General features: G+C 72.4%; 25 protein-coding genes and 1 riboswitch. Of the genes, 12 read left to right on the top strand and 13 right to left on the bottom strand.

What is annotated here, in order from left to right; genetic code table 11:
• The first annotated feature begins 4 nt into the window (after nucleotides 1–4).
• The gene (locus tag ACZ61C_RS45940) at nucleotides 5–652 is read left to right on the top strand and encodes a TetR/AcrR family transcriptional regulator (RefSeq protein ID WP_465314291.1); all 648 of its coding nucleotides are present in this window, start codon (nucleotides 5–7) and stop codon (nucleotides 650–652) included.
• 67 nt (nucleotides 653–719) lie between these two features.
• Nucleotides 720–1,709: an NAD(P)/FAD-dependent oxidoreductase gene (locus tag ACZ61C_RS45935; RefSeq protein WP_465314290.1), complete on the top strand. Its 990-nt coding sequence runs from the start codon at nucleotides 720–722 to the stop codon at nucleotides 1,707–1,709.
• Between the two features lies 1 nt (nucleotide 1,710).
• On the opposite strand, the gene ACZ61C_RS45930 is transcribed toward ACZ61C_RS45935, so the two are convergent.
• The 6 genes from ACZ61C_RS45930 to ACZ61C_RS45905 form a co-directional block, all read right to left on the bottom strand.
• Nucleotides 1,711–2,463 (bottom strand): S1 family peptidase, encoded by a 753-nt coding sequence (locus ACZ61C_RS45930; protein ID WP_465314289.1) that lies wholly within the window; start codon nucleotides 2,461–2,463, stop codon nucleotides 1,711–1,713.
• A 9-nt stretch (nucleotides 2,464–2,472) separates the two neighbouring features.
• Nucleotides 2,473–3,528 (bottom strand): class II fructose-bisphosphatase, encoded by a 1,056-nt coding sequence (glpX, locus tag ACZ61C_RS45925; protein WP_465314288.1) that lies wholly within the window; start codon nucleotides 3,526–3,528, stop codon nucleotides 2,473–2,475.
• Nucleotides 3,529–3,614: 86 nt separating this feature from the next.
• Nucleotides 3,615–3,839, bottom strand: coding sequence for an exodeoxyribonuclease VII small subunit (locus ACZ61C_RS45920; protein WP_465314287.1), 225 nt, complete (start codon nucleotides 3,837–3,839; stop codon nucleotides 3,615–3,617).
• The gene (locus tag ACZ61C_RS45915) at nucleotides 3,836–4,225 is read right to left on the bottom strand and encodes a hypothetical protein (protein ID WP_465314286.1); all 390 of its coding nucleotides are present in this window, start codon (nucleotides 4,223–4,225) and stop codon (nucleotides 3,836–3,838) included. Before ACZ61C_RS45915 ends, ACZ61C_RS45920 begins: the two co-directional genes overlap by 4 nt.
• Complete coding sequence (gene xseA, locus ACZ61C_RS45910) at nucleotides 4,222–5,457, bottom strand: exodeoxyribonuclease VII large subunit (RefSeq protein ID WP_465314285.1); 1,236 nt, start codon at nucleotides 5,455–5,457, stop codon at nucleotides 4,222–4,224. Before xseA ends, ACZ61C_RS45915 begins: the two co-directional genes overlap by 4 nt.
• Nucleotides 5,454–6,185, bottom strand: coding sequence for a lipid droplet-associated protein (locus ACZ61C_RS45905; RefSeq protein ID WP_465314284.1), 732 nt, complete (start codon nucleotides 6,183–6,185; stop codon nucleotides 5,454–5,456). Before ACZ61C_RS45905 ends, xseA begins: the two co-directional genes overlap by 4 nt.
• A gap of 151 nt (nucleotides 6,186–6,336) precedes the next feature.
• On the opposite strand from ACZ61C_RS45905, the gene ACZ61C_RS45900 reads away from it, so the two are divergent.
• On the top strand, nucleotides 6,337–7,332 hold the full coding sequence (locus tag ACZ61C_RS45900; protein WP_465314283.1) for a 4-hydroxy-3-methylbut-2-enyl diphosphate reductase: 996 nt from the start codon (nucleotides 6,337–6,339) through the stop codon (nucleotides 7,330–7,332).
• A 63-nt stretch (nucleotides 7,333–7,395) separates the two neighbouring features.
• Here ACZ61C_RS45900 and ACZ61C_RS45895 read toward each other — a convergent pair whose 3' ends face one another.
• Together ACZ61C_RS45895 and rmuC are read right to left on the bottom strand one after the other, a co-directional pair.
• A complete protein-coding gene (locus tag ACZ61C_RS45895) occupies nucleotides 7,396–8,277 on the bottom strand; it encodes a DUF6542 domain-containing protein (RefSeq protein WP_465314281.1) in 882 nt (293 codons plus the stop codon).
• 1,141 nt (nucleotides 8,278–9,418) lie between these two features.
• Nucleotides 9,419–10,333, bottom strand: a complete 915-nt coding sequence (rmuC, locus tag ACZ61C_RS45890) for a DNA recombination protein RmuC (protein WP_465314280.1) — start codon at nucleotides 10,331–10,333, stop codon at nucleotides 9,419–9,421.
• Between the two features lie 226 nt (nucleotides 10,334–10,559).
• Between rmuC and ACZ61C_RS45885 the strand changes: the two genes are divergently transcribed.
• The 3 genes from ACZ61C_RS45885 to ACZ61C_RS45875 are packed head-to-tail and all read left to right on the top strand — an operon-like array spanning nucleotide 10,560 to nucleotide 14,863.
• Complete coding sequence (locus ACZ61C_RS45885; protein ID WP_465314279.1) at nucleotides 10,560–11,711, top strand: exonuclease SbcCD subunit D; 1,152 nt, start codon at nucleotides 10,560–10,562, stop codon at nucleotides 11,709–11,711.
• Nucleotides 11,708–14,659, top strand: coding sequence for an AAA family ATPase (locus tag ACZ61C_RS45880; protein ID WP_465314278.1), 2,952 nt, complete (start codon nucleotides 11,708–11,710; stop codon nucleotides 14,657–14,659). The genes ACZ61C_RS45885 and ACZ61C_RS45880 overlap by 4 nt, the downstream gene beginning before the upstream one ends.
• A 21-nt stretch (nucleotides 14,660–14,680) precedes the next feature.
• Nucleotides 14,681–14,863 (top strand): DUF1737 domain-containing protein, encoded by a 183-nt coding sequence (locus tag ACZ61C_RS45875; protein WP_465314277.1) that lies wholly within the window; start codon nucleotides 14,681–14,683, stop codon nucleotides 14,861–14,863.
• A 7-nt stretch (nucleotides 14,864–14,870) separates the two neighbouring features.
• Here ACZ61C_RS45875 and ACZ61C_RS45870 read toward each other — a convergent pair whose 3' ends face one another.
• The gene (locus ACZ61C_RS45870) at nucleotides 14,871–16,271 is read right to left on the bottom strand and encodes an AlkA N-terminal domain-containing protein (protein WP_465314276.1); all 1,401 of its coding nucleotides are present in this window, start codon (nucleotides 16,269–16,271) and stop codon (nucleotides 14,871–14,873) included.
• Nucleotides 16,272–16,373: 102 nt separating this feature from the next.
• Here ACZ61C_RS45870 and ychF point away from each other — a divergent pair, with 102 nt between their 5' ends.
• A complete protein-coding gene (gene ychF / locus ACZ61C_RS45865; protein WP_465314275.1) occupies nucleotides 16,374–17,456 on the top strand; it encodes a redox-regulated ATPase YchF in 1,083 nt (360 codons plus the stop codon).
• 12 nt (nucleotides 17,457–17,468) lie between these two features.
• On the opposite strand, the gene ACZ61C_RS45860 is transcribed toward ychF, so the two are convergent.
• A complete protein-coding gene (locus ACZ61C_RS45860) occupies nucleotides 17,469–18,008 on the bottom strand; it encodes a hypothetical protein (protein WP_465314274.1) in 540 nt (179 codons plus the stop codon).
• Nucleotides 18,009–18,058: 50 nt separating this feature from the next.
• Between ACZ61C_RS45860 and ACZ61C_RS45855 the strand changes: the two genes are divergently transcribed.
• Nucleotides 18,059–18,646, top strand: coding sequence for an ArsR family transcriptional regulator (locus ACZ61C_RS45855; protein WP_465314273.1), 588 nt, complete (start codon nucleotides 18,059–18,061; stop codon nucleotides 18,644–18,646).
• Nucleotides 18,646–19,113: a hypothetical protein gene (locus ACZ61C_RS45850; protein ID WP_465314272.1), complete on the top strand. Its 468-nt coding sequence runs from the start codon at nucleotides 18,646–18,648 to the stop codon at nucleotides 19,111–19,113. The genes ACZ61C_RS45855 and ACZ61C_RS45850 overlap by 1 nt, the downstream gene beginning before the upstream one ends.
• A 177-nt stretch (nucleotides 19,114–19,290) precedes the next feature.
• Here the strand turns inward: ACZ61C_RS45850 and ACZ61C_RS45845 are convergent, their stop codons facing one another.
• Complete coding sequence (locus ACZ61C_RS45845; protein ID WP_465314271.1) at nucleotides 19,291–19,419, bottom strand: hypothetical protein; 129 nt, start codon at nucleotides 19,417–19,419, stop codon at nucleotides 19,291–19,293.
• A gap of 75 nt (nucleotides 19,420–19,494) precedes the next feature.
• A complete protein-coding gene (locus ACZ61C_RS45840; RefSeq protein WP_465314270.1) occupies nucleotides 19,495–19,779 on the bottom strand; it encodes a 4a-hydroxytetrahydrobiopterin dehydratase in 285 nt (94 codons plus the stop codon).
• Between the two features lie 32 nt (nucleotides 19,780–19,811).
• Nucleotides 19,812–19,919: riboswitch (TPP riboswitch) on the top strand.
• A 22-nt stretch (nucleotides 19,920–19,941) separates the two neighbouring features.
• On the opposite strand from ACZ61C_RS45840, the gene ACZ61C_RS45835 reads away from it, so the two are divergent.
• From ACZ61C_RS45835 to ACZ61C_RS45825, 3 genes are all read left to right on the top strand, one after another.
• Nucleotides 19,942–20,991 carry a thiamine ABC transporter substrate-binding protein gene (locus ACZ61C_RS45835; protein ID WP_465314269.1) on the top strand — a complete coding sequence of 350 codons (1,050 nt, stop codon included), beginning with the start codon at nucleotides 19,942–19,944 and terminating at the stop codon, nucleotides 20,989–20,991.
• 110 nt (nucleotides 20,992–21,101) lie between these two features.
• Complete coding sequence (locus tag ACZ61C_RS45830; protein ID WP_465314304.1) at nucleotides 21,102–22,664, top strand: ABC transporter permease; 1,563 nt, start codon at nucleotides 21,102–21,104, stop codon at nucleotides 22,662–22,664.
• Complete coding sequence (locus ACZ61C_RS45825) at nucleotides 22,664–23,671, top strand: ABC transporter ATP-binding protein (RefSeq protein ID WP_465314268.1); 1,008 nt, start codon at nucleotides 22,664–22,666, stop codon at nucleotides 23,669–23,671. Before ACZ61C_RS45830 ends, ACZ61C_RS45825 begins: the two co-directional genes overlap by 1 nt.
• 1 nt (nucleotide 23,672) lies before the next feature.
• Here the strand turns inward: ACZ61C_RS45825 and ACZ61C_RS45820 are convergent, their stop codons facing one another.
• A complete protein-coding gene (locus tag ACZ61C_RS45820) occupies nucleotides 23,673–24,482 on the bottom strand; it encodes a helix-turn-helix transcriptional regulator (protein WP_465314267.1) in 810 nt (269 codons plus the stop codon).
• Nucleotides 24,483–24,492 lie beyond the last annotated feature (10 nt).

The raw sequence follows: 24,492 nt of genomic DNA, 5'->3' as shown, positions 1-24,492 counted from the left end.
GCGGATGAGAACCCAGGACCGCCGGCTGCCCAAGGGGCCGCACAGCCTCAGCCGCGAGGAAGTGGCCGGGGCCCAGCGCGCCCGGCTGGTCGAGGCGGTGCTGGCCAACGTCGGCGCACGCGGGTACGCCGCCACGACGGTCGGCCACGTCACGGCGTCCGCGGGAGTGTCACGCACGTCGTTCTACGAGCAGTTCACCGGCAAGCAGGACGCCTTCCTCGCCGCCTACCGCGCGCTGACGGGGGAGTTCCTCGACCAGGGTGTCGCGGTCGCGGCCGAGGCGCCGACCCCGCTGGCCGCCGTCACCGCGTGCGGCGACTTCGTCGTCGGGTACGTGCGCCGCCGCCCGGTGGTCGCCCGCGCGGTGCTCCTGGAGATCTACGCCCTCGGCGACGCGGGCCTCGAAGCGCGTGAAGAGGTGCTGCGCGCGAGTGAAGCGGTGTTCGACCGGACGGCCGCGTGGCTGCGCACGACCGACCCGGACCTGCCGCTCCCGCCGCCGTTCACCGCGCGCACCGTCATCGCCGCGACGATCGAGCTGCTCACCCAGGCCATCTGGCTCGCCACCGACGAGGCCTACGACCGCGCTCGTGAAGCCATCCGCCACACCTGGCTGCTCGGTCTGTTCGGGCACGGCGACATCCCCGCCTGACTCGCCCGGCAAGGCTAGGATCGGCTGTGTTCTCGATCACCGCCATCCACCACTGGCTGGAGCGAGCATGACTGAAGCTTCTGGGGACTCGTACGACCTCGTGATCATCGGCGCGGGCCCGACCGGCCTCTTCGCCGGCTACTACGCCGGGTTCCGCGGGCTGTCGATGGCCATCGTCGACTCGCTGCCCGAGCCCGGCGGCCAGGTGACCGCGATGTACCCCGAGAAGATGATCTACGACGTCGGCGGGTTCGCCGAGGTCCGCGGCCGCGATCTCGTCGACGGCCTGGTGAAGCAGGTCGCGCCGTTCGCGCCGACGTACTTGTTGGGGCGCAAGGCGGAGAAGCTGCAGACGCTCGGAAACGGCGTCGAGCTCACCCTCGACGGCGGCGAGACGCTGCGCGCGGGCGCCGTCCTGATCACCGCGGGCATCGGCGAGTTCACCCCGCGTCCGCTGCCCGCCGGCGACGGCTGGCTCGGCCGCGGCATGGTCCACTTCGTCCCGTCGTTCGACGCGCACGCGGACCAGCACGTCGTGATCGTCGGCGGCGGCGACTCGGCGTTCGACTGGGTGCTCGCGCTGCACCCGATCGCCGCGAGCGTGACGCTCGTGCACCGCCGCGCCAAGTTCCGCGCCGCCGAGTCGATCGTGCGGCAGGCGCGTGAGCTCGGCGTCCGGATCATCACCGACGCCGAGGTGACGCGGTTCGTCGAGGACGCGAGCGGCGCGCTCGAAGCCGTCGACGTTTCGGTGAAGGGCGCCGAAGACGAGCGGCTGCCGGCCCACTCCGTGGTCGCAGCGCTCGGGTTCACCGCCGACCTCGGGCCGATCGAGAGCTGGGGCCTGGAGATCGACCACCGCGCCATCGCCGTGGACTCGACGATGGCGACCGCGCGCGAACGCGTCTACGCCGCGGGCGACGTCGCCGCGTACCCGGGGAAGGTCAAGCTGATCGCGACCGGCTTCGGCGAGGCGGCGACGGCCGTCAACAACATCGCCGTCGCCCTCGACCCGGACGCGCACCTGTTCCCGGGCCACTCCAGCAACGCCGAGTAGGTCAGGCCTTCGTCTTCTCCGCGATCCACGGCTGGTACGCGACGACGGAGGTGTAGATCGACGGCGCCGTCGCGCATTCCGGGCTGTTGTTGCCCGGCCGGCTGGTGACGCCGACGAGCAGCCAGTGGTCGCCGTCGCGCACGACCTCCGGGCCGCCGGAGTCGCCGAAGCACGCCCCGGACTTGCCGCCGGGGTTGTCCGTGCACAGCTCGGCCGTGCCGTCGAACACCGACGTGCACTTCGCGCCTTCGACGATGTGCGTGTCGAGCTGCTGCAGCGTCGCCGGGACCTGGCCGCAGTTGACCTTCGGGCACGTCTGGCCCCAGCCGAGGATGCGGGTCGCCGTGCCCGGCGACGCCGCCGTCGCCACCGCGACCGGCGCGGCCTTGACCGGCGTCGCCAGCCGCAGCAGCGCGATGTCACCTGCCGGGCTCTGCGTGTTGAACGCCGGGTTCACGATGATGTCGGCGAGCGGGGCGACTTCCCCGCCCTGTCCCGAATCGGCCGTCCCCGCCCGCACCGAAACCGCGGACGGCACCTTGTCGAACGCGCAGTGCGCGGCCGTGACCACCCAGGCCGGCGCGATCAGCGCGCCGGCGCAGAACAGCTTCCCCGTCGACGAGTGCAGCGACACCGCGAAGGGGTACGGCTCACTCGCGTTCGCGCCCCCGACGATGCCGGGCTCGGCCCCGGCGGTGCCGGTGACCAGGACGAACAGGCCGGCGGTCAGCAGGGTGAGCAGTCGCCGGGTCACGGATCTCCTCTACGGCAGCGGGGGCACGATGTCGTCGTCGGGCGTGTCCAGGTGGCCGTCGAAGTTGACCGAGGAGTACGCCCGCAGCTTGTTGAGCCGGTGGTAACCGTCGATCATTCTGACGGTCCCGGACTTGGACCGCATCACGATGGACTGCGTCGTCGCGCCGCCCTCGCGGTAGTGGACCCCGCGCAGCAGGTCGCCGTCGGTGACGCCGGTGGCGCAGAAGAAGACGTTGTCGCCGGTCACGAGGTCGTCGTTCAGCAGCACGCGGTCGAGGTCGTGCCCGGCGCCGATGGCCTTCTCGCGCTCGGCGTCGTCCTTCGGCCACAGCCGGCCCTGCAGCTCGCCGCCGAGGCACTTCATCGCGCAGGCCGCGATGATGCCCTCCGGCGTCCCGCCGATGCCGATCAGCATGTCGACGCCGGTGGTCGGGCGGGCCGCGGCGATCGCGCCCGCGACGTCGCCGTCGGAGATGAACCGGATCCGCGCGCCCGCGTCGCGGATCTCCTTGATGATCTGCTCGTGGCGCGGCCGGTCGAGGACGCACACGGTGACGTCGCCGACGCTGCTGTGCTTCGCCTTGGCCACCCGCCGGATGTTCTCCGCGATCGGCGCGCCGAGCTCCACCTTGCCCGCCGCCTCGGGCCCGACGGCCAGCTTCTCCATGTAGAACACCGCGGAGGGGTCGAACATCGCGCCGCGCTCGGCGACCGCGAGCACCGCGAGGGCGTTGGGCATGCCCTTGGCCATCAGCGTGGTGCCGTCGACCGGGTCGACCGCGACGTCGCAGTCCGGGCCGTCGCCGTTGCCGACCTCTTCGCCGTTGAACAGCATCGGCGCTTCGTCCTTCTCGCCCTCGCCGATCACCACGACCCCGCGCATCGACACCGTCGACACCAGCTGGCGCATCGCGTCGACGGCCGCGCCGTCCCCGCCGATCTTGTCGCCGCGGCCGACCCAGCGGCCGGCGGCCATCGCGGCGGCCTCGGTCACCCGGACCAGCTCCATCGCGAGGTTGCGGTCGGGCGCTTCACGGCGTTGTGGGGCGCTGGGGGTCGTCATGCGGGCCTCCCGGGGAAGCGAGTTCGGCGGACGCCCAGTCTCTCAGATACCGCGGGTCGGTCCAGTCGCCCGAAGCATGGCAAACGTCACTGGCCGTTGTCGGTTTCGTCCTCGACGGACGCCAGAGCGGCCTCGACGCGTTCGCGGGCGCCTTCGAGGTGCCGCTCACACACCTTCGCGAGCTTCTCGCCCTTCTCCCACAGCGCGAGCGACTGCTCGAGGGACAGGCCACCGGCTTCGAGTTCGCGGACGACCTCGACGAGGCGGTCGCGGGCCTGCTCGTAGCCGAGTTCCTCGCTGGCTTCACTCACGCTGGGCGTTCTCCGACCTTCCGGCTTGGGCTGTGCGCGCACACTACCGCGCTGGCCATGGCGTGGTCGTACCCGACGAAGGCGAGCGCGAACTCCTGGCCGTCACCCTCCGCGATCGCCTCTTCGAGGTTCTCCTGCGCCCCCGCGACGCGCTTGCGGTGCCCGGCGCCCTCGGCGAACCACCAGCGTGAACCGACCTGCATCGACGTCGCCTCGGACAGCCGACGCAGCTGCGGGCCCAGGTCACGGCGGGCGGCCGTTCCGCAGCCGGCGAGCAGCGCCGTCCAGCACTCGGCCGCGGCCCGGTCGGTGCGCACCGCCTGGTCCAGCAGCGGCCACGCGCCCAGGCGGCGAGCCGCGTCCACCGTCAGCGGGAGGAACGTCACCCCTGCTCTCCTTCCGCCACCGCGCCGATCGCGCCGTCACCCACCCGCACGCGCAGCTGGGCACCGGCCTCGACTTCGGAGACGGAGCGGAGTACCTGGAGGTTGCCTTCGGCGTCGACGAACTGCACGACCGCGTACCCGCGGGCCAGCGTCGCGGCCGGCCCGAGCGCGGTGAGCCGGGCCCGCGCGCTCGCGGTCTCGGCCTGGTCCTTGGCGAGCAGGGTCAGCATGGCGCGGCGCGCGCGTTCGCGGTGGACGTCGACGTCGTCCTGGCGGCGCTGGATCGGGCCCAGCGGGTCGGCCAGCGACGGGCGGCTGCGGATCTGGGTCAGCAGCCGCGTCTGGGTGTCGACCCAGCCGTGCAGCGCGCGGCGGCCGCGGTCGCGCATCTGGCGGACCCGCTCGGTCTCCTCGCGCAGGTCCGGGACGATCCGCTTGCTCGCGTCGGTCGGCGTCGAACAGCGCAGGTCGGCGACGTGGTCGAGCAGCGGGGTGTCGGGCTCGTGCCCGATCGCGCTGACGACCGGCGTGCCCGCGGCCGAGACCGCGCGGCAGAGCGCCTCGTCGGAGAAGGGCAGCAGGTCCTCGACGCTGCCGCCGCCGCGGGCGATGACGATGACGTCGATCTCGGGATCGGCGTCCAGGATCTTCAGGGCGCGCATGACCTGCGGCACCGCCTGCGAGCCCTGGACGGCGGTGTTGAGCACCTTGAACCGGACGTGCGGCCACCGCGTCTGGGCGTTGACCAGCACGTCCCGCTCGGCGGCCGACGCGCGGCCGGTGATCAGCCCGACCCCCTTCGGCAGGAACGGGATCGGCCGTTTGCGTTGCGGTGAGAAGAGGCCTTCGGCGGCCAGCAGCTTCCGCAGGCGCTCGATCCGGGCCAGCAGCTCGCCGATGCCGACCGCGCGGATCTGGTCGGCGCGCAGGCTGATCGTGCCGCGGCCGAAGAAGAACGACGGCTTCGCGTGCACCACCACGCTGGCGCCTTCGCGCAGCGGCGGCTCCATCTCGCGGATCAGCCAGTTCGGGCAGGTGACCGACATCGAGACGTCGGCCGAGGGGTCGCGCAGCGTCAGGAACGCGGTCTGCGTGTTCGGCCGGGAGTTGACCTGCGTGACCTGGCCCTCGACCCAGACCGTGCCGAGCCGGTGGATCCAGTCGCCGATCTTGCGCGCGACGGTCCGGACCGGCCAGGGCTTCTCGGCGGTGCTCGCTTCGGTCTCGGTCACGGGCCTTCCGCGCCGTCGCCGTTTTCCTTCGCCTGCTCGGCCTTGCGGGCGTTGGCGATCCGGCGCGAGAGCATCCCGGTGAAGGACGAGCGGTCGGCGTTCGCGCGCTCGTACTCGAGGATCGTCTCGAGCTGGGCGATCGAGAACTGGCGCAGCCGCGCCCGCAGCTGCGGGAGGGTGAGCTGGTCGTAGCCGGTCAGCCCGGCCGGGCCGGCGTACCCGCCGGCGCTGGTGCGCGGGGTCTCGTCCTTGGTCTTCTTGTCGACCGCGGGCGTGCCGGGCTTCGGCTTGTTTTCTTCCGCGGCGTCGTTCTCGCCGTCTGCGTGCTCCTCGGCGAGCGCGCGCTCCTCCTCGGCCCACGGGTCGCCGAGCTCCTCTTCGAGCTCGGCCGCTGACGGAACGTGACCGTTGATGTCCGTGATCTCGGACCGGGGCTCGGGCACGTCGGCGACCGGCGCCAGGTTCGGCCGGGCGGGGGAGACGTCGAGGTCTTCGTCGAAGGTCGCCCAGCTGGGCGTGTCCTCGACCGGGCGCAGGCTCGAGAGGGCGTTGTCACCCTTGATCGCCAGCTCGGTGACGTGCTGCTGCACCCGCATGGACGCCTGCAGGACCTGGCTGACCACGGTCACCGGGAGCCCGGCGAGCTGCCGGGGAAGCTCACGAACCCGCTCGGCGGTGCTGACGGCGAGGCCCGCGGCGACCCGGAGGGGGAGCGGGAATGGCTTCATGCGTATAGCCTGCCGCATCTACGCCATCCTGCCCAACCGAAAGGGTGGGTTCGGGTGCTGAGCGTGACCCCACGCACAGCTCTGAAGAGGGACGAAGCTCACCCGAAAGGGACTTCGAGTTCGTCTCGGGACTGCCCGTACCCTGGGTGCCATGAGTTCAGCGAGTCCCGGAATCGAGCCCGCGGGTACCCCGACGATCACCGGAACCGCCTCCGGCAAGCGGGTGCTGCTGGCCAAACCCCGTGGTTACTGCGCGGGTGTCGACCGCGCGGTGATCGCCGTCGAGAAGGCTCTCGAGGTCTACGGCGCCCCGGTGTACGTCCGCAAGGAGATCGTGCACAACAAGCACGTGGTCGAGACGCTGCGCGAGCGCGGCGCGATCTTCGTCGACGAGACCTCCGAGGTGCCCGAGGGCGCGCTCGTGGTGTTCTCCGCCCACGGCGTCTCGCCGATGGTGCACCAGGAGGCGGCGGACCGGAACCTGCGCACGATCGACGCGACCTGCCCCCTGGTGACGAAGGTGCACAAGGAGGTCAACCGCTTCGCGAAGGACGACTACGACATCCTCCTGATCGGCCACGAAGGCCACGAGGAGGTCGAGGGCACCGCCGGCGAGGCGCCGGACAAGGTCCAGCTGGTCGACAAGGCCGAGGACGTCGACAAGGTCGAGGTGCGCGACCCGTCGAAGGTGATCTGGCTGTCCCAGACGACGCTGTCGGTCGACGAGACGATGGAGCGCGTCGACCAGCTTCGCGAACGCTTCCCGGGGCTGGCGGACCCACCGAGCGACGACATCTGTTACGCGACGACCAACCGTCAGGTCGCGGTCAAGGCGATGGCCGCCGAGTGCGACCTGGTGCTGGTGGTCGGGTCGACGAACTCGTCCAACTCGAAGCGCCTGGTCGAGGTCGCGCTGAAGGCGGGCGCCCGGGCGTCGTACCTGGTCGACTTCGCGCACGAGGTCGACGAAGCCTGGCTTTCCGGCGTGACGACGGTGGGGGTCACCTCGGGCGCTTCGGTGCCGGACGAGCTGGTCATGGACCTGCTGGCCTGGCTGGCCGAGCGGGGCTACGGCGACGTCAAAGAGGTCACGACGGCCAACGAGAAGATCACCTTCGCGCCGCCGAAGGAGCTGCGCAAGGTCTGAGCTTGGTGAACGGCGGCCACTTCCCGCTCTCGCTCTCGAGGGAGGTGGCCGTCGTTTCGCGGATCAGCGGTCTTCGTCGTCCCAAGGACGGTTCCGGCGCGGCGGCGCACCCCGGCCCCCGGACGGCCGCCGCGGCGGCGTGTCCCGGCCGTCTTCGGCGGGCGGACGCGGACGTCGCCGCGGAGCATCACCGGCAGCGCGAGGCTGGCGGCGCGGATCACCTTCGTCCGGCCGCGGCGCCCGACGTCCCGCAGCGGGCGGCGGCTTGCGCGCCCCACGGTCACGTTCGGCGGGCGCGGCCCGCTGCGGACGACGTTCACCCTCGGCGGGCGGGCGCGGCCGCCTCGGCGGTTCGCCTTCCCGGCCACGCCGGCTCGGCGGCACCGGGGTCTGGCCGGTGCGGTTCGAGCCCGCCGGCCGCGGCCGGCTCGCGCGCGGCTTCTCGTCACCGTCGTCGTCGGCGGCGCGCTTGGCCTTCTTCGGAGCGTCCGGGTCGCGCTCGCGGGCGATCCGGACGAACCCGATCAGCAGCGTGATGCCGGTGGTGATGGCCATGATCGGGAAGCCGTTGATCAGCGGGGTGCCGATGCTCAGCACCTTCGAGAGCGTGTCGTCGCCCTCGGAGCCCGAGGTCAGCAGGATCACGCCGGGCACGGTCACGGCCAGCACGAGCGGCGGCATGACCATCGGCCCGAACAGCCCGCGGCGGCGCACCGCGCAGACCGCGATCACGGCCCCGCCGATGTAGAGGACCGTGAAGATCACGGGGATGGTGGTCTGGGTCGGCTTCCCGACGAGGGCGCCGACAACGGCGAGCCCGAGGCCGACGAGAACCGCCGCCCACCACGGAAGCCCCCGCCTCGAACCGACGACAGGACGCTCGTCCCACGGCACGGGGACGTCGTCGGCATCTGGATCGCTCTGGCGATCGCGAATCGCGGTCACAGCACAACACCGTATCTCGTAGTTGTGAAGATCTTGCCAGCACCGCCGCCGACGTGGGTGTATCGCCACCCGGCGGCGTGATTCCGCCGGCGGGGCGGGTGGTGCTGTGGTGGCGCCGGGGTGGTGGTCCAGTCCTTTCGGATCGAGGTGCCGGGGCGGGGTTGTCGCAGGTGGGGGCTTTGGGGTGTGGTTCGGCGGGGTGGGTGCGCTCGGATGCCGAGGCGCCGGGCGCGAACCGCTGCGCGGCTGGCGCCGGGCGCGAACCGCTGCGCGGCCGTGTTCCCGCTCATGCATCGCCGCGGCGATGAGTGGCCGCCGGATGCCGGCCATCGCCGCGACCTGCCGCTGGGTCGCCGCGAGCGCAGCCCGCCGGGCCGCGCGATGGTCGCTGCGGTCACCAGCCGCCGGCCGGTCGAGCCAGGGGCCGCCGAGCGCCGGGACGTTGGCGGCGACCCGCTGCCTCGGCCGGCGCGAGCGCAGGCCGCTGCGCTCGCCCGCCGTCCGAGCCGCGGAGGACTCGTGCCAAGGGCGAGTCTTGCGGCAGACGCAGGTTCGCTGCGTGCGATCGCGCCCACGCGCCGCCGAGCACCTCGTCACCTTGCGGGTGTCGAGGCGAGCTGCGAGCGCAGCTCGCTGCGCGAACGTGCCACCGCGCATGTGGACCTCGCCCGGTGTCGTGTCTGGCCGCGAGGGCGGGCCGACGCGAACGAGGGTCGCCGGGCGCTGCGAGCGCAGGCTTGCTGGGCGGCCGCGCACGTCGCTGTCTCGTGGGGCGCGATGTCTGGCCGTGAGTGCGGGCGCGTTGGTGGGCGCGGTCGCGTACATCGCTGTCTCGCGGGGCACCGTATCTGGCCGTGAGCGCAGGACCGCCCCGCTGCCAGCACTGTCGCGGTGGCCACCGACCCGCGCACTGCCAGCACTGCCGCGGGCCGTCCCGCCCTGACCACAGTCGGGCCGCTCGCCACCGCGGCCTCGCCCCTGCCATGGCACTCACTGCGGCATCCGAACGGCCGGTTCGCGTACCCAAGCGCTCGCCTCGCCGACCGGCCTCCGGGCACCCGAGCCATCGTCCGTGACCCGGCCCGAGGACCCGCCGTCCAACCGCGACCGGCGCGAAGAGCCGGCCGCCGTCCGCGGAGTCTCAGCTAGCCGCCAGTTCGTCCCCCTTCCGCACCGGAGGAACCGGCGCCGGGCTCCCCGACGCCTCACTGAGCGGAGCCACCGTCGCCCGGAAGGTCTCCAGCGCCTCCAGCTCTCGCCTCCGGGCCGACAAGAACCGCTGGAGATGGGTGCTCGACAGGTTCAGCGCGTCCACCGCGCCGCCCGCTGCTCGGTGGGCCGCCGCTGCTCCCGTGCGGACCGCGTCGATGTCCGCTTCGAGTGTCCGGTCGCTGGCCGCGAACAGGGCCGCCGACGCCAGGACTCCGAAGCCGGTCGGGCCGCACAAGAACACCCGGCGGTCGATGAGCCAGCGCAGCAGCTCCGGGTCGGTGTCCAGCGCCGCGACCACCGCCGCGTCGGACGGGACGAACATGATCGTGCCGTAGATCGCGTCCGCCCAGCGTTGGTAGCCCTTGCCTGCCAGCTCCGCCGCCCTCGACCGGATCTGCCGGACGTGCGTGCGCAGTGCGTCGAGCCGCTCCTCCGGGTTGTCCGTCTCCACCGCTTCGGACCACGTGGCCATGCTCGCCTTCGCGTCGACCGGCACCGTGCGGCCGCCGCCCACCCGCAGCACCATGTCCGGCTTCGCCGCGCCGCCGCCCGCCAGGTCGGTCTGCAGCGTGAAGTGGAGCTCCTCGCGCAACCCCAGCGCCCGCGCCGTCTCGACCAGCACCTGCTCGCCCAGCTCGCCGCGCCCGCTGATCGACGCGAACGCCACCTCGTACCGCCGCAACGCCAGCTGCTGCTGATCCGCCTTGGCCCGCTCCGCCGCCACCAGCCGGGCCGCCGCGTCCGCCCGGCGCATCCCGTCGTTGTACAGCCGCCACAACACCGCCACGGCGAACAACAGCAGGACCGCGAGCACGATCGCCGCCGTGGTCAGCACTGTCGCCACTGGTCTCTCCTCCCTCCGGGCCGCCTGGATCGGACCGCGGGGACATCATGGCGGACCGCACCGACAAAAATCGCACCCGTTCCGTCGCTCCGGGTAGCTGACCTGCGAACAAATCGGCCGCACGCAGGGCGTGTCCGATCCGCACGCTCGTGTTAGTACACACGTTCGAGTGAGCCGGCGGCGAGTCGGCGCGATTTCGTCGGAGCCGGGTCGTACCTTGGCCACCGTGAGATTCCTGCACACCTCCGACTGGCACGTCGGCCGCACCTTCCACGGCGCCGACCTGCTCGCGGAACAGGAAGCGGTGCTCGGGCACCTCGCCGACCTCGTGGCCGGCGAGGCGATCGACGCCGTCCTGGTGGCAGGCGACATCTACGACCGCGCGGTGCCCTCGGCCGAGGCGGTCCGGGTGGCCACCGCGGCCGTCGCCCGGATCCGCGCGGCCGGCGCGCAGCTGGTCGTCACCCCCGGGAACCACGACTCGGCGCCCCGCCTCGGCGCCTTCGCGGAGTTCGCCGCGGCGGGCGGGCTGCACCTGCGCACCACCGTCGGCGGACTGGCCGAGCCGGTGCTGTTCGACGACGGCCACGGGCCGGTCGCCGTCTACGGAATCCCTTACCTGGAGCCGGAACCGGCCCGCCACGCGCTGGGCGTGCCGGAGGCGCGCGGCCACACCGGCGTGCTCACCGAGGCCATGCGCCGGATCCGCGCGGACCTCGGAACCCGGCCGGGCACCCGGTCCGTCGTGCTCGCGCACGCGTTCGTCACCGGCGGCGAACCCACGGATTCGGAGCGCACGATCGCGGTCGGCGGGGTCGAGCAGGTGCCCGGCTCGGTCTTCGACGGCGTCGACTACGTCGCGCTCGGCCACCTCCACGGCCCGCAGACGCTCGCCGAGCACCTGCGGTACTCCGGCAGCCCGCTGGCGTACTCGTTTTCCGAAGCGCGGCAACGGAAATCCGTCTGGCTGGTCGACCTGGACCACAGTGGACTCGCCGAGGTCCGCCGGCACGAGCTGCCCGTCCCGCGCAAGCTGGCCACCCTCCGCGGCGAGCTCGAAAGCCTGCTGGTCGCGCCGGAACACGACACGCTCCTCGACCACTTCCTCTCGGTCACGGTCACCGACCGGGTGCGCCCGGTGGACGCGATGCGGCGGCTGCGCGTGCGCTTCCCCCATGCCGTGCACCTGGAATGGGAACCCGAGGGCGGGTCCGCCGGCGCCCCGCTGCGGTACTCCGACGCCGTGCGCGGCCGGTCCGACATCGAGATCTCGCGCAGCTTCCTCGACGACTGCCGCGGCGCCCCGCCGACCGAGAGCGAAGAGAAGCTCCTTTTCCACGCCCTCGAAGCGGCCGACCGGGGGGCGCTCGCGAAATGAGGCTGCACAGGCTGGAGGTCGAGGCCTTCGGGCCGTACTGCGCGCGCGAAGTGGTCGACTTCGACGTGCTCGGCGCCGACGGCCTCTTCCTCCTCCACGGCGAAACCGGCGCCGGCAAGACCACCTTGCTCGACGCGATCGCGTTCGCGCTGTTCGGCGTCGTCCCCGGCGCGCGAAACGAGGCGAAGCGGCTGCGCTGCGATCTGGCCGAGCGCGACCAGGTCACCGAGGTCGCGCTGGAGCTCACCGTGCAGGGACACCGCCTCAAGATCGTGCGCAATCCCGAGTACCAGCGGCCGAAGCGGCGCGGTGAGGGCACGACCACCCAGCAGGCGCGCGTCTCGCTGAGCTGGGTCGGCGCCGCGCCCGCCGGCCTGCCGCCGGAGGGCCTGATCCGGATCGAGGAGGTCGCGCGCACCGTCGAGCGGCTGCTCGGGATGACCGCGGCCCAGTTCTTCCAGGTGGTGCTGCTGCCGCAGGGCGAGTTCGCCCGGTTCCTGCGGTCGGACACCGCCGAGCGCGAGAAGCTGCTGGAGCGGCTGTTCGGCACCGAGCGCTTCGCCGACGTCGAACGCTGGTTCGTCGACCTGCGCGCCGAGCGCGGGCGGTTGCTCTCGGAACGCCAGGGCGAAGTGCGGGAGCTGCTGGCGAGGTACGCGCAGGAGGCGCAGCAGGATCCGCCCGAAGAAGCCGTGGCCGAGTGGGTCGGCAGCGTGCTCGCGACGGCGGAAGAGCGCGTCGGGCAGGTCACCGCGGAGGAGAACCGGGCCCGGTCCGCCGCGCAGCGCGCCGACGTCTACCTGCAGGAAGAACGCGCGGGCGCCGAGAAGATCCGCCGGGTCCGCACCGCGCACCTGCGGCTCGTCGAGATCACCGAGCAGGCGCCGCAACGCGCCGAGTGGGCGCAGGAGGTCGCGGCCGCGCGGCGGGCGGCCGGGGTGGCCGTCGAGGCCGAGCTGCTGGACCGCCGCGCCGCCGAGCTGACCGAGGCCGAGCAGACGGAGAAGGCGCGAGGGGCCGAGCTGCGTGAGTTCGGCACCCGGGCGACCGGCGACCTGAAGGCGCGGGCCGCCACCGCGCGCGAAGAAGCCGGCGCGGTGGCGGAGCTGGTCGCCGAGGCCGAGCAGCAGGAGCTCGACGTCATGCGGCGCGACGACCGGAAGCTGGCCGCCGTCACCGCCGGGCAGCAGGTCGAAGAACTCACGGCCGAGCTGGCCGCGATCCCCGGCCAGCTGGGCAAACTGCGGTCGGACGCCCTTGCGGCGGCCGAAGCGGAGGCGAAGCTCGACGGCGCCCGCGCCCGGGTCGACGAGCTGAGGACCTTCGCGCGTGACGCGGCCGAGCTGCCCGAGGCTCGCGCGAAAGTCGGGCGTGGCGAAGCGAAGCTGCGCGAAGTCGTCGACGCGCACCAGGCGGCCCGGCAGCACCGGCTCGACCTGCGTGAACGGCGCCTCGACGGGATGGCGGCCGAGCTGGCCGCCGCCCTGCCGGCGGGCGGGCCCTGCCCGGTGTGCGGATCGGCCGAGCACCCGGCGCCCGCGAACGGGGACGTCGAGCTCGTCGACCCGGCCGAGGAGCGGGCCGCCGAGGAAGCCGAGCAGGCCACCGACGCGGTGCGGCAGCGGGTCGTCGTCGCGCTGGAAGAGGCCAAGGCGCGGCTGGCGGGCCTGCTGGAGCGGCTAGGCGAGCGCACGGCCGAGTCGATCACGGCCGAGCTCGCCGAAGCCCGTGCCACGGTCGGTTCTTTGACGCAGCAGGCAGCGGCGAAGGCGAAGCTCGGCGAGCAGGTCGTCCTGCTGGAACGCGACCTCGAGCTGCGGACCGAACGCCGGCACCGCGCGGAGCAGGCGATGGCCGAGGCCACGGCCGACGTCCGGGCGCTGGACGAACGGCTCGCCGAGCGCGAACGCCGTCTGGTCGCCGGAAGAGGCGAGTTCGCGGACGTCGGCGCCCGGCGAACACACCTGATCGGGCTCGCCGGCGCCTTGGAAGCGGTCGCCGAAGCCAGGACGGCGGTCGCGGGCGCCCGGGAACGCGTCGCCCAGCAGCGCACGCTGGTCGAGGCGGCGGTGAAGGCGAAGGGGTTCACGTCGCTGAAGAAGGCGCGGGCCGCGATGCTGCCGGACGAACAGATCGAGAAGCTGGAGCAGGGCATCGCCGAGGCCGAAGCGGCCGCGGCGGGGGCGCGGGCGCTGCTGTCCGAACCGGACCTCTTCGGGATCTCGCCGGACGACGTCGCGGACGTCGGCCGTGCGGCCGACTCGGCGCAGCTGGCGCGGGCCCGCGCCGACTCGGCGTACGCGGCGCTGCGGGTCGCCACCGCGCAGCACGAGGAGCTGAACCGGCTGGCTGGCCTGTTGCGCAAGGCGCTGGCCGGGCTCGCCCCGGCCGAAGCGGAGTACGCCGAGCTGCGCGCGCTGGCCGATGTGGTCAACGGGCGCGGGCAGAACAGCCGGAAGATGTCGCTGCGCTCGTACGTGCTGGCCGCGCGCCTGGAGGAGGTCGCGGTGGCCGCCACGCACCGGCTGCGGACGATGAGCCAGGGGCGCTACTCGTTTGTGCACTCGGACGCGGCCGGCGCGCGCGGCACCCGCGGCGGCCTGGGCATCGACGTGCTGGACGACTACTCCGGCACGATCCGCCCGGCGAAGACGCTGTCCGGCGGTGAGTCGTTCCTCGCGTCGCTGGCCTTGGCGCTCGGGCTGGCCGACGTCGTCGCCGGGGAGACCGGCGGCGCGCTGCTGGACACGCTGTTCGTCGACGAGGGCTTCGGCACGCTGGACGCCGAAACCCTCGACGTCGTGATGAACATCCTCGACGAGCTCCGCGCGGGCGGCCGGGTCGTCGGCCTGGTGTCGCACGTCGAGGAGCTGCGGCAGCGCATCCCGACCCGGCTGCGCGTCCGGAAGTCCCGCACGGGCTCGACCGTGGAGGTGCGTGCCGGCTGAAGACTCGGACAAGATGAAGGCATGACGGACCAGCCGCCGAACGGCCTGCCCCGCTACCGCCTGCTCACCGGACCGGACGACGCGAAGTTCTGCCACCGGGTCAGCGAGGCGCTGGAGCTTGGTTACCGCCTGCACGGCTCACCGGCCGCGACCTTCGACGGTGACCAGGTGATCGTGGCCCAAGCCTTGCTGTGGCAGGGCTGACGCCGGATCAGGCCGCGCGCCGGAGGTACATCCCGGCGTAGGAGCACCAGGGCGTCCACGCCCGGGCTCGTTCGGCCAGCGAATCCGGTGTGATGCCCAGGGTTTCGGCGCCCCGTCGGACGGCGGTGTCCCCGGTGAGCAGGACGTCCGGTGCGCCGAGCACGCGCATGAGCACGTAGTCCGCGGTCGACGCCGTGATGCCCGGGCACGCCAGGAGGTCGGCGCGCAGCTCGGCCGCGTCCCGGCCGACGTGGACGTCCAGCGTGCCCTCGGCCAGCGCGGCCGCGACACCGGTGACGGCCTCGCCCAGCTCCGCCGTCGCGATCTGGGCCGCCATCGGGAACAGGCGCGTCACGCCCCACTCACCCGGCACCTCGTCGCCGAGCGCCGCGGGAACGCGGTTGTCGAGCAAGGCACGGATCACGAGCTCGTCACCGTCGACCGTGCCCGGGACCCGGACGCCCGGCGCGGCCTCGACCATCGGCGCCAGCGCCGGGTCGGCGCCGAGGACACGGGTGACCGCCGCGGGGTCGGCGTCCAGGTCGAGCAGCCGGCGCACCCGGCTGACCGCGCTGCCGAGGTCGCGCAGGTCGGTGAGCAGCAGCTCGCAGCGCACGTGGTCCGGCTCCGGGGTCAACCGGACAACACCGCTGCCGTGGGCGAGCCGCAGAGTGCGGGCGTACGACGTCGCCGTGACTTCCTCGACGCCCGGTACGGCGTAGGCCGCGAAGAAGCGAAGCAACCCAGGAGCGTCGAACGGCGGCCTGAACGGCAACCGCAGGCTGAGGCGCGTCCCGCTGACGTCGCCGTGACGTCTACGTCGAGAAGCCGCGAAGGCGCGAAGCTGCGACGGCGTTGTCGCGAACACCTCGCGGATCGTCTCGTTGAACTGCCGCACGCTGGAGAAGCCCGCCGCGAACGCGACGTCCGTCAGCGGCAGCCCGGACATCTCGATCAGCAGCCGCGCCGAATGCGCGCGGTGCGCCCGGGCCAGCGCGAGCGGGCCCGCGCCCAGCTCGGCGGTGAGCACCCGGCCGAGCTGGCGTTCCGAATAACCGAGGCGCCGCGCGAGGCCCGGCACACCTTCGCGCTCGACGGTCCCGTCCGCGATCAGGCGCATCGCCCGCGCGGCGAGGTCGGCGCGCACGTCCCAGTCCGGCGAGCCGGGGACGGCGTCCGGCAGGCACCGGCGGCAGGCGCGGAAGCCGTTGGACTGCGCGGCCGCGGACGTCGGGAAGAAGCGGACGTTCTGCTCCTTCGGCGTCGACGCCGGGCACGACGGGCGGCAGTAGATGCCGGTGGTGCGGACGGCCATGATGAACTGGCCGTCGAAGCGTGAGTCGCGGGCGGTGACCACGCGGTAGCAGCGCTCGGCGTCGCGCCAGAGTGCGAGCGTTTCGGTGACCATGGATCCGAGCATGCCAGCAGGTCAGCGCTGTCGCTGGCGGAAATCCGACGCGGCGCTGGGCGCGTGGGGCCCGGCCGGGTGCCCCACGTAGACTGCGGGATCGTGAGTCTGACCCTCGGTATCGTCGGCCTGCCCAACGTCGGCAAGTCCACCCTGTTCAACGCGCTGACCCGCAACAACGTGCTCGCCGCGAACTACCCGTTCGCGACGATCGAGCCGAACGTCGGCGTGGTGCCGCTGCCGGACCCGCGGCTGGACAAGCTGGCCGAGCTGCACAAGTCGGAGAAGATCGTCCCGGCCGTCGTGTCCTTTGTGGACATCGCGGGCATCGTGAAGGGCGCGTCCGAGGGCGCCGGGCTGGGCAACAAGTTCCTTGCGAACATCCGTGAGGCCAACGCGATCTGCCAGGTCATCCGCGTGTTCGACGACCCGGACGTGATCCACGTCGACGGCCGGATCGACCCGTCGAGCGACATCGAGACGATCAACACCGAGCTGATCCTCGCCGACCTGCAGACGCTGGACAAGGCGCTGCCGCGGCTGGAGAAGGAAGCGCGGACGAAGAAGGAGAACAAGCCGGCGCTGGACAACGCGCAGAAGGCGAAGGAGATCCTCGACGCCGGGCGCACGCTCTTCCAGGCCCAGAAGGAAGTCGACTTCGACGCGCTGCGCGAGCTGAGCCTGCTGACGACGAAGCCGTTCCTCTACGTCTTCAACGCCGACGAGTCGATCCTCACCGACGAGGCCCGCCGCGAGGAGCTGGCGAAGCTCGTCGCGCCCGCGGACGCGGTGTTCCTCGACGCGAAGGTCGAGGCGGAGCTGCTGGAGCTGGACGACGAAGAGTCGGTCCGGGAGCTGCTCGAGTCGGTCGGCCAGCCGGAGCCGGGCCTGTACTCGCTGGCCCGCGCGGGCTTCCACACGCTGGGGCTGCAGACGTACCTGACGGCGGGCCCCAAGGAGTCCCGAGCCTGGACGATCCCCCAGGGCGCAACGGCCCCCCAGGCGGCGGGCGTGATCCACACGGACTTCGAGCGCGGCTTCATCAAGGCGGAGATCGTCTCGTACGACGACCTGATGGCGGCAGGCTCGATGGCGGCGGCCCGCGCGGCGGGCAAGGTCCGCATGGAGGGCAAGGACTACGTCATGGCCGATGGTGACGTGGTGGAGTTCCGCTTCAACGTATAGGCGCTGCGTGAGTCACCAGGTGCTGACGAGCGTCCGGGTCGCGGCGTCGGCATCCTGGCCCGAAATTCGGGCGACCATGGCGGTCTTCAGCGCGGAAGCCGCCTGCCCGAAGATCATTTCGGACGAGTTGACCAGGTCGAAGCCTGCACGGTCGATCGTGAGTGTCCCCGCCGGGAGACTTGGCCCTTCGTCGAGCGCATCGGCCACTGCGCGGGCGAACTCACCGGGCAGCCCGACGGTGAACGGTGCCTTCCAAAGCTCGCTCGGGCAGGTCGGCTCCTCATCGGCGTCGAACAGGCCGAAGGTCGCCACGGCGACGGCCGACTGAGTCCGGTCGCCCTGGCCGGGCACGAACTGTCCGCCGACAAGAGCGCGCGGAGCAAGACTGCCGAACCGTCGCAGAACTTCGACGTGCATCCGGATGGGGTTTGCCGGGGCGCCGATCGCCGCCCGGGACGATCGCAGCCACTCCGCGGCCTGGTAGGCCGCGGAGTGATCGCCTTCGCCGATCGCGACGAGGCCGTGCCGTTCCACTTCGACGATCATCGTCACGCTCGATCACTGGTTGTTATTTTCATTGGACGCAGGATAAACTGCGCCCAATGAAAGCGTCGCCGAGCCTGCTGCCTCTGTTGCGTTCGCGCATGCAGGGTGAGCTACTTGCGCTCGTCCTGCTGCACCCGGACCGCGAGTACACCATCACCGAGCTCGCCGACGCCTGTGGTGTCACGCCCACCGCCGCCCTGCGCGAGGTCGAGCGGCTCGTCGAGGGCGGGATCCTGGAGGCCCGGCGGGTCGGGCGGAGCCGGCTGGTCAAAGCCCGCACCGACACCCCCCTCTACCGGCCGTTGAGCGACCTCATCGCGGTCACCTTCGGGCCGATGCCGCTGCTCGCCGAGGCGCTGTCCGGGCTGGCCGGTGTGACCGAGGCCTTCATCTACGGCTCCTGGGCGGCGCGCTACCGCGGTGAACCCGGCCCGCCGCCCGGTGACGTCGACGTCCTCGTTGTCGGGTCGCCCGATCCGGACGAACTCTTCGACCTGGCCGAAGGCGTGTCGCGGCAGCTGAACCGCGAGGTCAACGTGCACCGGATCTCGCCCGAGTCGTGGGCCGCGGAGACGGCGGATCCGTTTGTCACCAGCGTGCGTGAACGTCCGCTGGTCCCGGTGAACCTCGGCCAGGAGGCCTGATGCCCCAGTGGAACCAAGGACGTGAGCGGATCGACGCGTTCATCACCCGCGGCGCGATCGAGCACGTTCCGGCGTCGCGGGAGGCCGCCGAGGCCGAGCTCGTCCGAGCGCGCACGCACCTGGCTTCGGCGCTGCGGCTGAAGGAAACCGATCCGGAAGGCGCGTACACGCTGGCTTACGACGGTGCGCGGCGTGCGTTGGCCGCCGTCCTGCAGAACCAGGGCCTGCGCGTGACGAGCCGGGGTGGGCACGTCACCGTCTACGAGGCTGTGCTCGCTCAGCTCGACCCGCCGCTGGGGCACGTGCTGCGCCCCTTCAACCGGATGCGGGCCCGCCGCAACGAAGTCGCCTACCGATCCTCGGAGGCGCCTTCGCTGACGGCGGAGGACGTGGCGGCCGACGTCCCGAAAGTGGAGGCCCTCATCGAAGTGGCCGAGAAGGCGATCCCGAACATGCCGCGGTACTGACGGCGGTGGGTCAGCCGAGCAGGCCCATCAGGGCGATGGCGATCAGCACCACCGCGGGGGCGAGAGCGTTGATCCAGGCGCGCTGGGCGGCGGTGAGGGTGGCGGTGCTGTTCATGGCTCTTCCTAAGGCCGAATCCGATGCTTCCGCCCTGCTCAGCGCGCTGATCTTGCGGTTCGTTAGCGGCTGTGACCGACTTCACCGGCATCCGGGTGACGGCGGCCGCGGGCGGTGAACCAGAGCACACCGCCGGCCGCTGCCACCATCGTCGCGAATGCCGCCGTGCCGACCACGATCGCCTGTGTCATGACTCGTCTCTCCTAGCAAAGTTGTTTACCGAGAGACGTCGAAACGGCCAGAAAGTGCACTCAGCGTAACCGAGGTCACAGCGAAGAAAGCACCGAGTCGATCTCGGAGGCCAGCGAGAAGTCCTTCTCCGTCAAGCCGCCCGCCGAGTGGGTCGAGAGGCGGAACGTCAGCGTGCGCCAGCGGATGTCGATGTCCGGGTGGTGGTCGGCCGCTTCGGCGAGGACCGCGACGCGGTCCACCACCTCGATCGCCTGCGGGAAGCTCGCCAGCTCCACCTCGCGGGAGATCACCGCGCCGGACCGGGTCCAGCCGGCGCCCAGTCGTCCGTCGGCTTCGGAGTCGCTCAAGATTTCCGTCATGTCTCCATGGTCGTACGTCCTGGACTACGCTGCACGGTTGCCACGGGAGTCCGGTCAGCCGGGCTGAGAGGCGGGTCACCCCGCGACCGTTCGCACCTGACCGGATCATGCCGGCGAAGGGAGGGCTCTTCCTCCTCGTCCGGTGAAAGTGCAGGAGGGTAGATGAAACGCAGGGCTGTTCGCGCCGCGACGGCCGTCGCCGCCGTCAGTGCCGTCGCCGCGGCGTGCTCGCTGTCGGACGGAGACGGTGGCACGCAGCAGACGCCCACCGTCACCCTCGTGACGCACGACTCCTTCCTGGCCCCGCAGGAGGTGCTCGACGCCTTCCAGAAGCAGTCGGGCATCAAGATCTCCGTGCTCAAGCAGGGTGACGCCGGATCGCTGACCAACAAGCTCGTGCTGACCAAGGCCAACCCGGTCGGCGACGTCGCGTACGGCGTCGACTCGACTTTCGCCTCGCGCGCGCTCGCCGAAGGCGTCTTCGAGCCCTACACCAGCCCGGAGGCCGACCGCGGGCCGCAGCGCTACGCCGTCGACCCCGAGCACCGGCTCTCCGCGGTCGACGTCGGCGACGTCTGCGTCAACGTCGACACGAACTACTTCACGAGCAAGGGCATCGCGGCCCCGGAGACCTACGACGACCTCGCCGACCCGAAGTACAAGGACCTGCTGGTCGCGGAGGACCCGGCGACCGCTTCGCCCGGGCTGGCGTTCCTCCTCGGCACGGTCGCCAAGTACGGCGAGGCGGGCTGGAAGGACTACTGGACCAAGCTGAAGGCCAACGGCCTCAAGGTCGTCAGCGGCTGGGAAGAGGCCTACACCAAGGACTTCTCCGGCTCGTCCGGCAAGGGACCGCGCCCGATCGTCGTTTCGTACGCGTCCTCGCCGGCCGCCGAGGTGGGTGACGACGGGAAGCCGCGCACCAAGGCGCTGCTCGACACCTGTTACCGGCAGGTCGAGTACGCGGGGGTGCTGGCGAACGGCAAGCAGACCGAGAGCGCGCGCAAGGTCGTCGACTTCCTGCTGTCGCAGCAGTTCCAGGCGACGGTGGCCGCGAACATGTACGTCTACCCCGCGCGCCAGGGGGTCGACCTGCCCGCGGGCTGGGCGCAGGTCGCGCCGCTGCCGCAGAAGCCGCAGACGCTGACGGCGGACCAGGTCCAAGCCGGACGCGAGAAGTGGATCGGCGAATGGCGCACGCTCGTGCAGTGACCTCCGGGGCTCCGCCCCGGGCCGGGGGCTCCGCCACCCGGAGCCCCCGAAAACCACCAGTCCTAACCCCATCAGGGACGGCCCGAGGGCTCGGCCTGGCGCTGCTCGGCCTGGCCCCGATCGGCTTCCTGGTCGTGTTCTTCGCCTGGCCGGTGCTGGCGATCGTCGGCCGCGGGTTCGCCGCGGGCGGGCTCGACGCGGTCCTGGGCGACCCGCGGACCTGGCAGCTGGCCGGGTTCACGGTCGCGAGCGCGGCCGCGTCGACGGTGGTCGCCGTGCTGGCCGGGCTGCCCGTGGCGTTCGTGCTGGCCCGGGTGAAGCTGCCCGGCGTCGGCCTCGCGCGGACGCTGGTGCTGGTGCCGTTCGTGCTGCCGACCGTGGTGGTCGGGCTGGCGTTCCGGGCGCTCTGGCCGGACGGCGGGGTGCTGCCGATCGTGCTGGCCAACGCCTTCTTCAACGTCGCCGTCGTCGCGCGGACCGTCGCCGGGCTGTGGGCACGGCTGGATTCGCGGACGACCGACGCCGCTCGCGCGCTGGGCGCGTCGCCGTGGCGGGCGTTCCGCTCGGTGACGCTGCCGGCGCTGGCGCCCGCGATCGCGTCCGCTGCGGCCGTGGTGTTCCTGTTCTGCGCCACCAGTTTCGGGGTGGTGTTGATCCTCGGCGGCGCGAAGTACCGGACCCTGGAGACCGAGATCTACCTCCGGACGGTCGACCTCCTGGACCTCTCGGGCGCGGCGGCGCTTTCGCTGATCCAGTTCGCCGCCGTGGTCGCCGCTCTTGTCCTCGGCGGACTCGCGCGACGTCGCAAGGAAGGCGTCCGGACCGGGTCCGGCCAGGCGCGGCGCCCGCGCGGCGGCGAGTGGTGGGCCGTCGGCGCCGCGGGGGTCGTCCTGGCTCTGGTGCTGACGCCGATCGTCGCGCTGCTCGCCGAGTCGGTGTCCGGTTCCGATGGCTGGAGCTTCGCCGGTTATCGAGCGTTGACCAGCACTGGCGAGAAGGGCGCGCTGCAGGTGTCCGGCTGGGACGCCGCGGTGAACTCGCTGAAGGTGGCGGTCGACGCGACGCTGCTCGCGATGGTCGTCGGGGTGCTCGCGTCCGTGGTGCTGGTGGCGCTGCGGCGGTCGCCGACAAGGGCTGCGCGCGGGCTGGGCGAAACCATGGACGCCGTGCTGATGCTGCCGCTCGGGGTGTCCGCGGTGACCGTCGGGTTCGGGTACCTGGTGACGCTCGACGCGCTGCCCGGCGACCTCCGGACGTCGCCCTACCTGGTGCCGCTCGCCCAGGCGCTGGTGATCATCCCGCTGGTCGTGCGGATGGTGCTGCCGGTGCTGCGCTCGGTTGATGTCCGATTGCGGCAGGCCGCGTCGACGCTCGGGGCGAGCCCGCTGCGGGTGTGGCGGGAGATCGACCTGCCGCTGACGCTGCGGCCGCTGGTCGCCGCCGCGGGGTTCGGTTTTGTCGTCGCGCTCGGCGAGTTCGGGGCGACGAGCTTCCTCGCGCGGCCGACGGCGCCGACGCTGCCGGTCGCCGTCGCGTCGCTGATGGCGCGTCCGGGGGAGCTGAACAACCAGATGGCGTACGCCGCGTGCGCGCTGCTGATGCTCGTGACGGTGCTGGCGGTCGCGCTGATCGACCGGCTCGGGGCCGCGCGCGGCCGGGTGGGAGAGTTCTGATGGCGCTGTCGGTGCGGGACCTGACGGTCCACTACGGATCGTTCACGGCGGTGCGCGACGTCCGGCTGGACATCGCCGACGGCGAGGTGCTGGCGCTGCTCGGCCCGTCGGGTTCGGGCAAGTCGACGCTGCTGCGCGCGATCACCGGGCTCGAGCCCTCGGCGCGCGGCACGGTGAGCTGGGACGGCGACGACCTCGGCGCGGTGCCGGTCCACCGCCGCGGTTTCGGGCTGGTCTTCCAGGACGGCCAGCTGTTCGGCCACCGCGACGTCGCCTCGAACATCGCGTTCGGCCTGCGGATGCACGGCGTTCCCCGCTCGCAGTGGGCTTCGCGGGTGGCCGAGCTGCTGGCGCTGGTGGGACTCTCCGGCTTCGAACGCCGGCGCGTCACGGAGCTGTCCGGTGGGCAGGCGCAGCGGGTCGCGCTGGCCCGTGCGCTGGCGCCGAAGCCGCGGCTGCTGCTGCTCGACGAGCCACTGTCCGGTTTGGACGCCGGGTTGCGCGAGCAGCTGGCGATCGACCTCGCGGACCTGTTGCGGCGCAGCAAGATCACGGCGCTGCTGGTGACGCACGACCAGGAAGAAGCGTTCACGCTCGCCGACCGCGTGGCGGTGCTCGACGCGGGCGACGTCCGCCAGGAGGGCGCGGTCCGGCGCGTGTGGCGCAACCCGGCGGACGACGACGTGGCCCGGTTCCTCGGCGTGACGACCTTCGTGGCCGGCGTCGCGGCGGGCGGAGTGGTGCACACGGAGCTGGGTGACGTCGCGCTCCCGGACGTCGACGACGGCCCGCTCCGGCTCGGCTTGCGGCCGCATGCTTTGCGAGTGGCCGCGGACGGCGTGCCGGGCGAAGTCGTGGCAGCGGTGCACCGGCGGGAGCACGTCCGGCTCGTCGTGAAGCTCGCGGAGTCCACAGTGGACGCGGTGGCGCCGGCGGCGTCGGACCTGCGGGCCGGGGACGCGGTGACGCTGGAGTTCGACCCGGACGGCGTCGCACTGGTCGGCTGACTCAGCCGGCCCAGTGCGCGAGGAGGTCCAGCGCGGACTCCGACGGGCTGCCAGGTTCCGCGCTGAAGGTCACCAGCCGCTGGCCCGAGGAGTCCGGCAGCTCGAAGTTCTCGAACCGCAGCGTCAGCTCGCCCGCGACCGGGTGGCGGAAGCGCTTGCGCCCGTGCGTGCGCTGCTGCACCACCCGGCCCGACCACAGCGTCCGGAACGGCTCGCTCCGCAGTGTCAGCTCCCCGATGAGGGTCGCGAGCGCCTGGTCGGTCGCGTAGCGCGCCGCGACCAGCCGCAGCTGGCCGACGGTGGCGCGGGCGACGTCGGGCCAGTCCGGGAACACTGCACGGCTCGCCGGGTCGAGCAGGCAGAACCGGGCGAGGTTGCGCGCCGGCGTCGCCGCGAAGTCGAAGAACAGCTGCGCGGACAGCGGGTTCCACGCGAGGACGTCGAGCCGGTGGTCGAGGACGAGGGCGGGGACGCGGTCCAGCTTCGCCAGCAGCTGCACGAGCTCCGGGCGTGCCCGGCGGGCCGACGGCGGCCGGGCGGGCCGGGCCGAGGCGAGGTCGTGCAGGTGACCGCGTTCGACGTCGTCGAGCCGCAACGTCCGGGCCAGCGCGTCCAGGACCTCGGGTGACGGGCCGCGCGCCCGGCCCTGCTCCAGGCGGACGTAGTACTCGACGCTGATCCCGGCGAGCTGCGCGACCTCCTCGCGCCGCAGGCCGGCCACCCGTCGCCGGGGGCCGGTGAGGATTCCGCTGCCGGCCGGTGTCGCGGCTTCGCGACGCGACTTCAGGAAGCGGCCCAGTTCCCGGTCCATGCGTGCCAGT

The organism is Amycolatopsis sp. NPDC104587 (assembly GCF_055583645.1).
The sequence above is the reverse complement of the archived record's forward strand: the minus strand, read 5'-3'. Positions and strand labels throughout refer to the sequence as shown.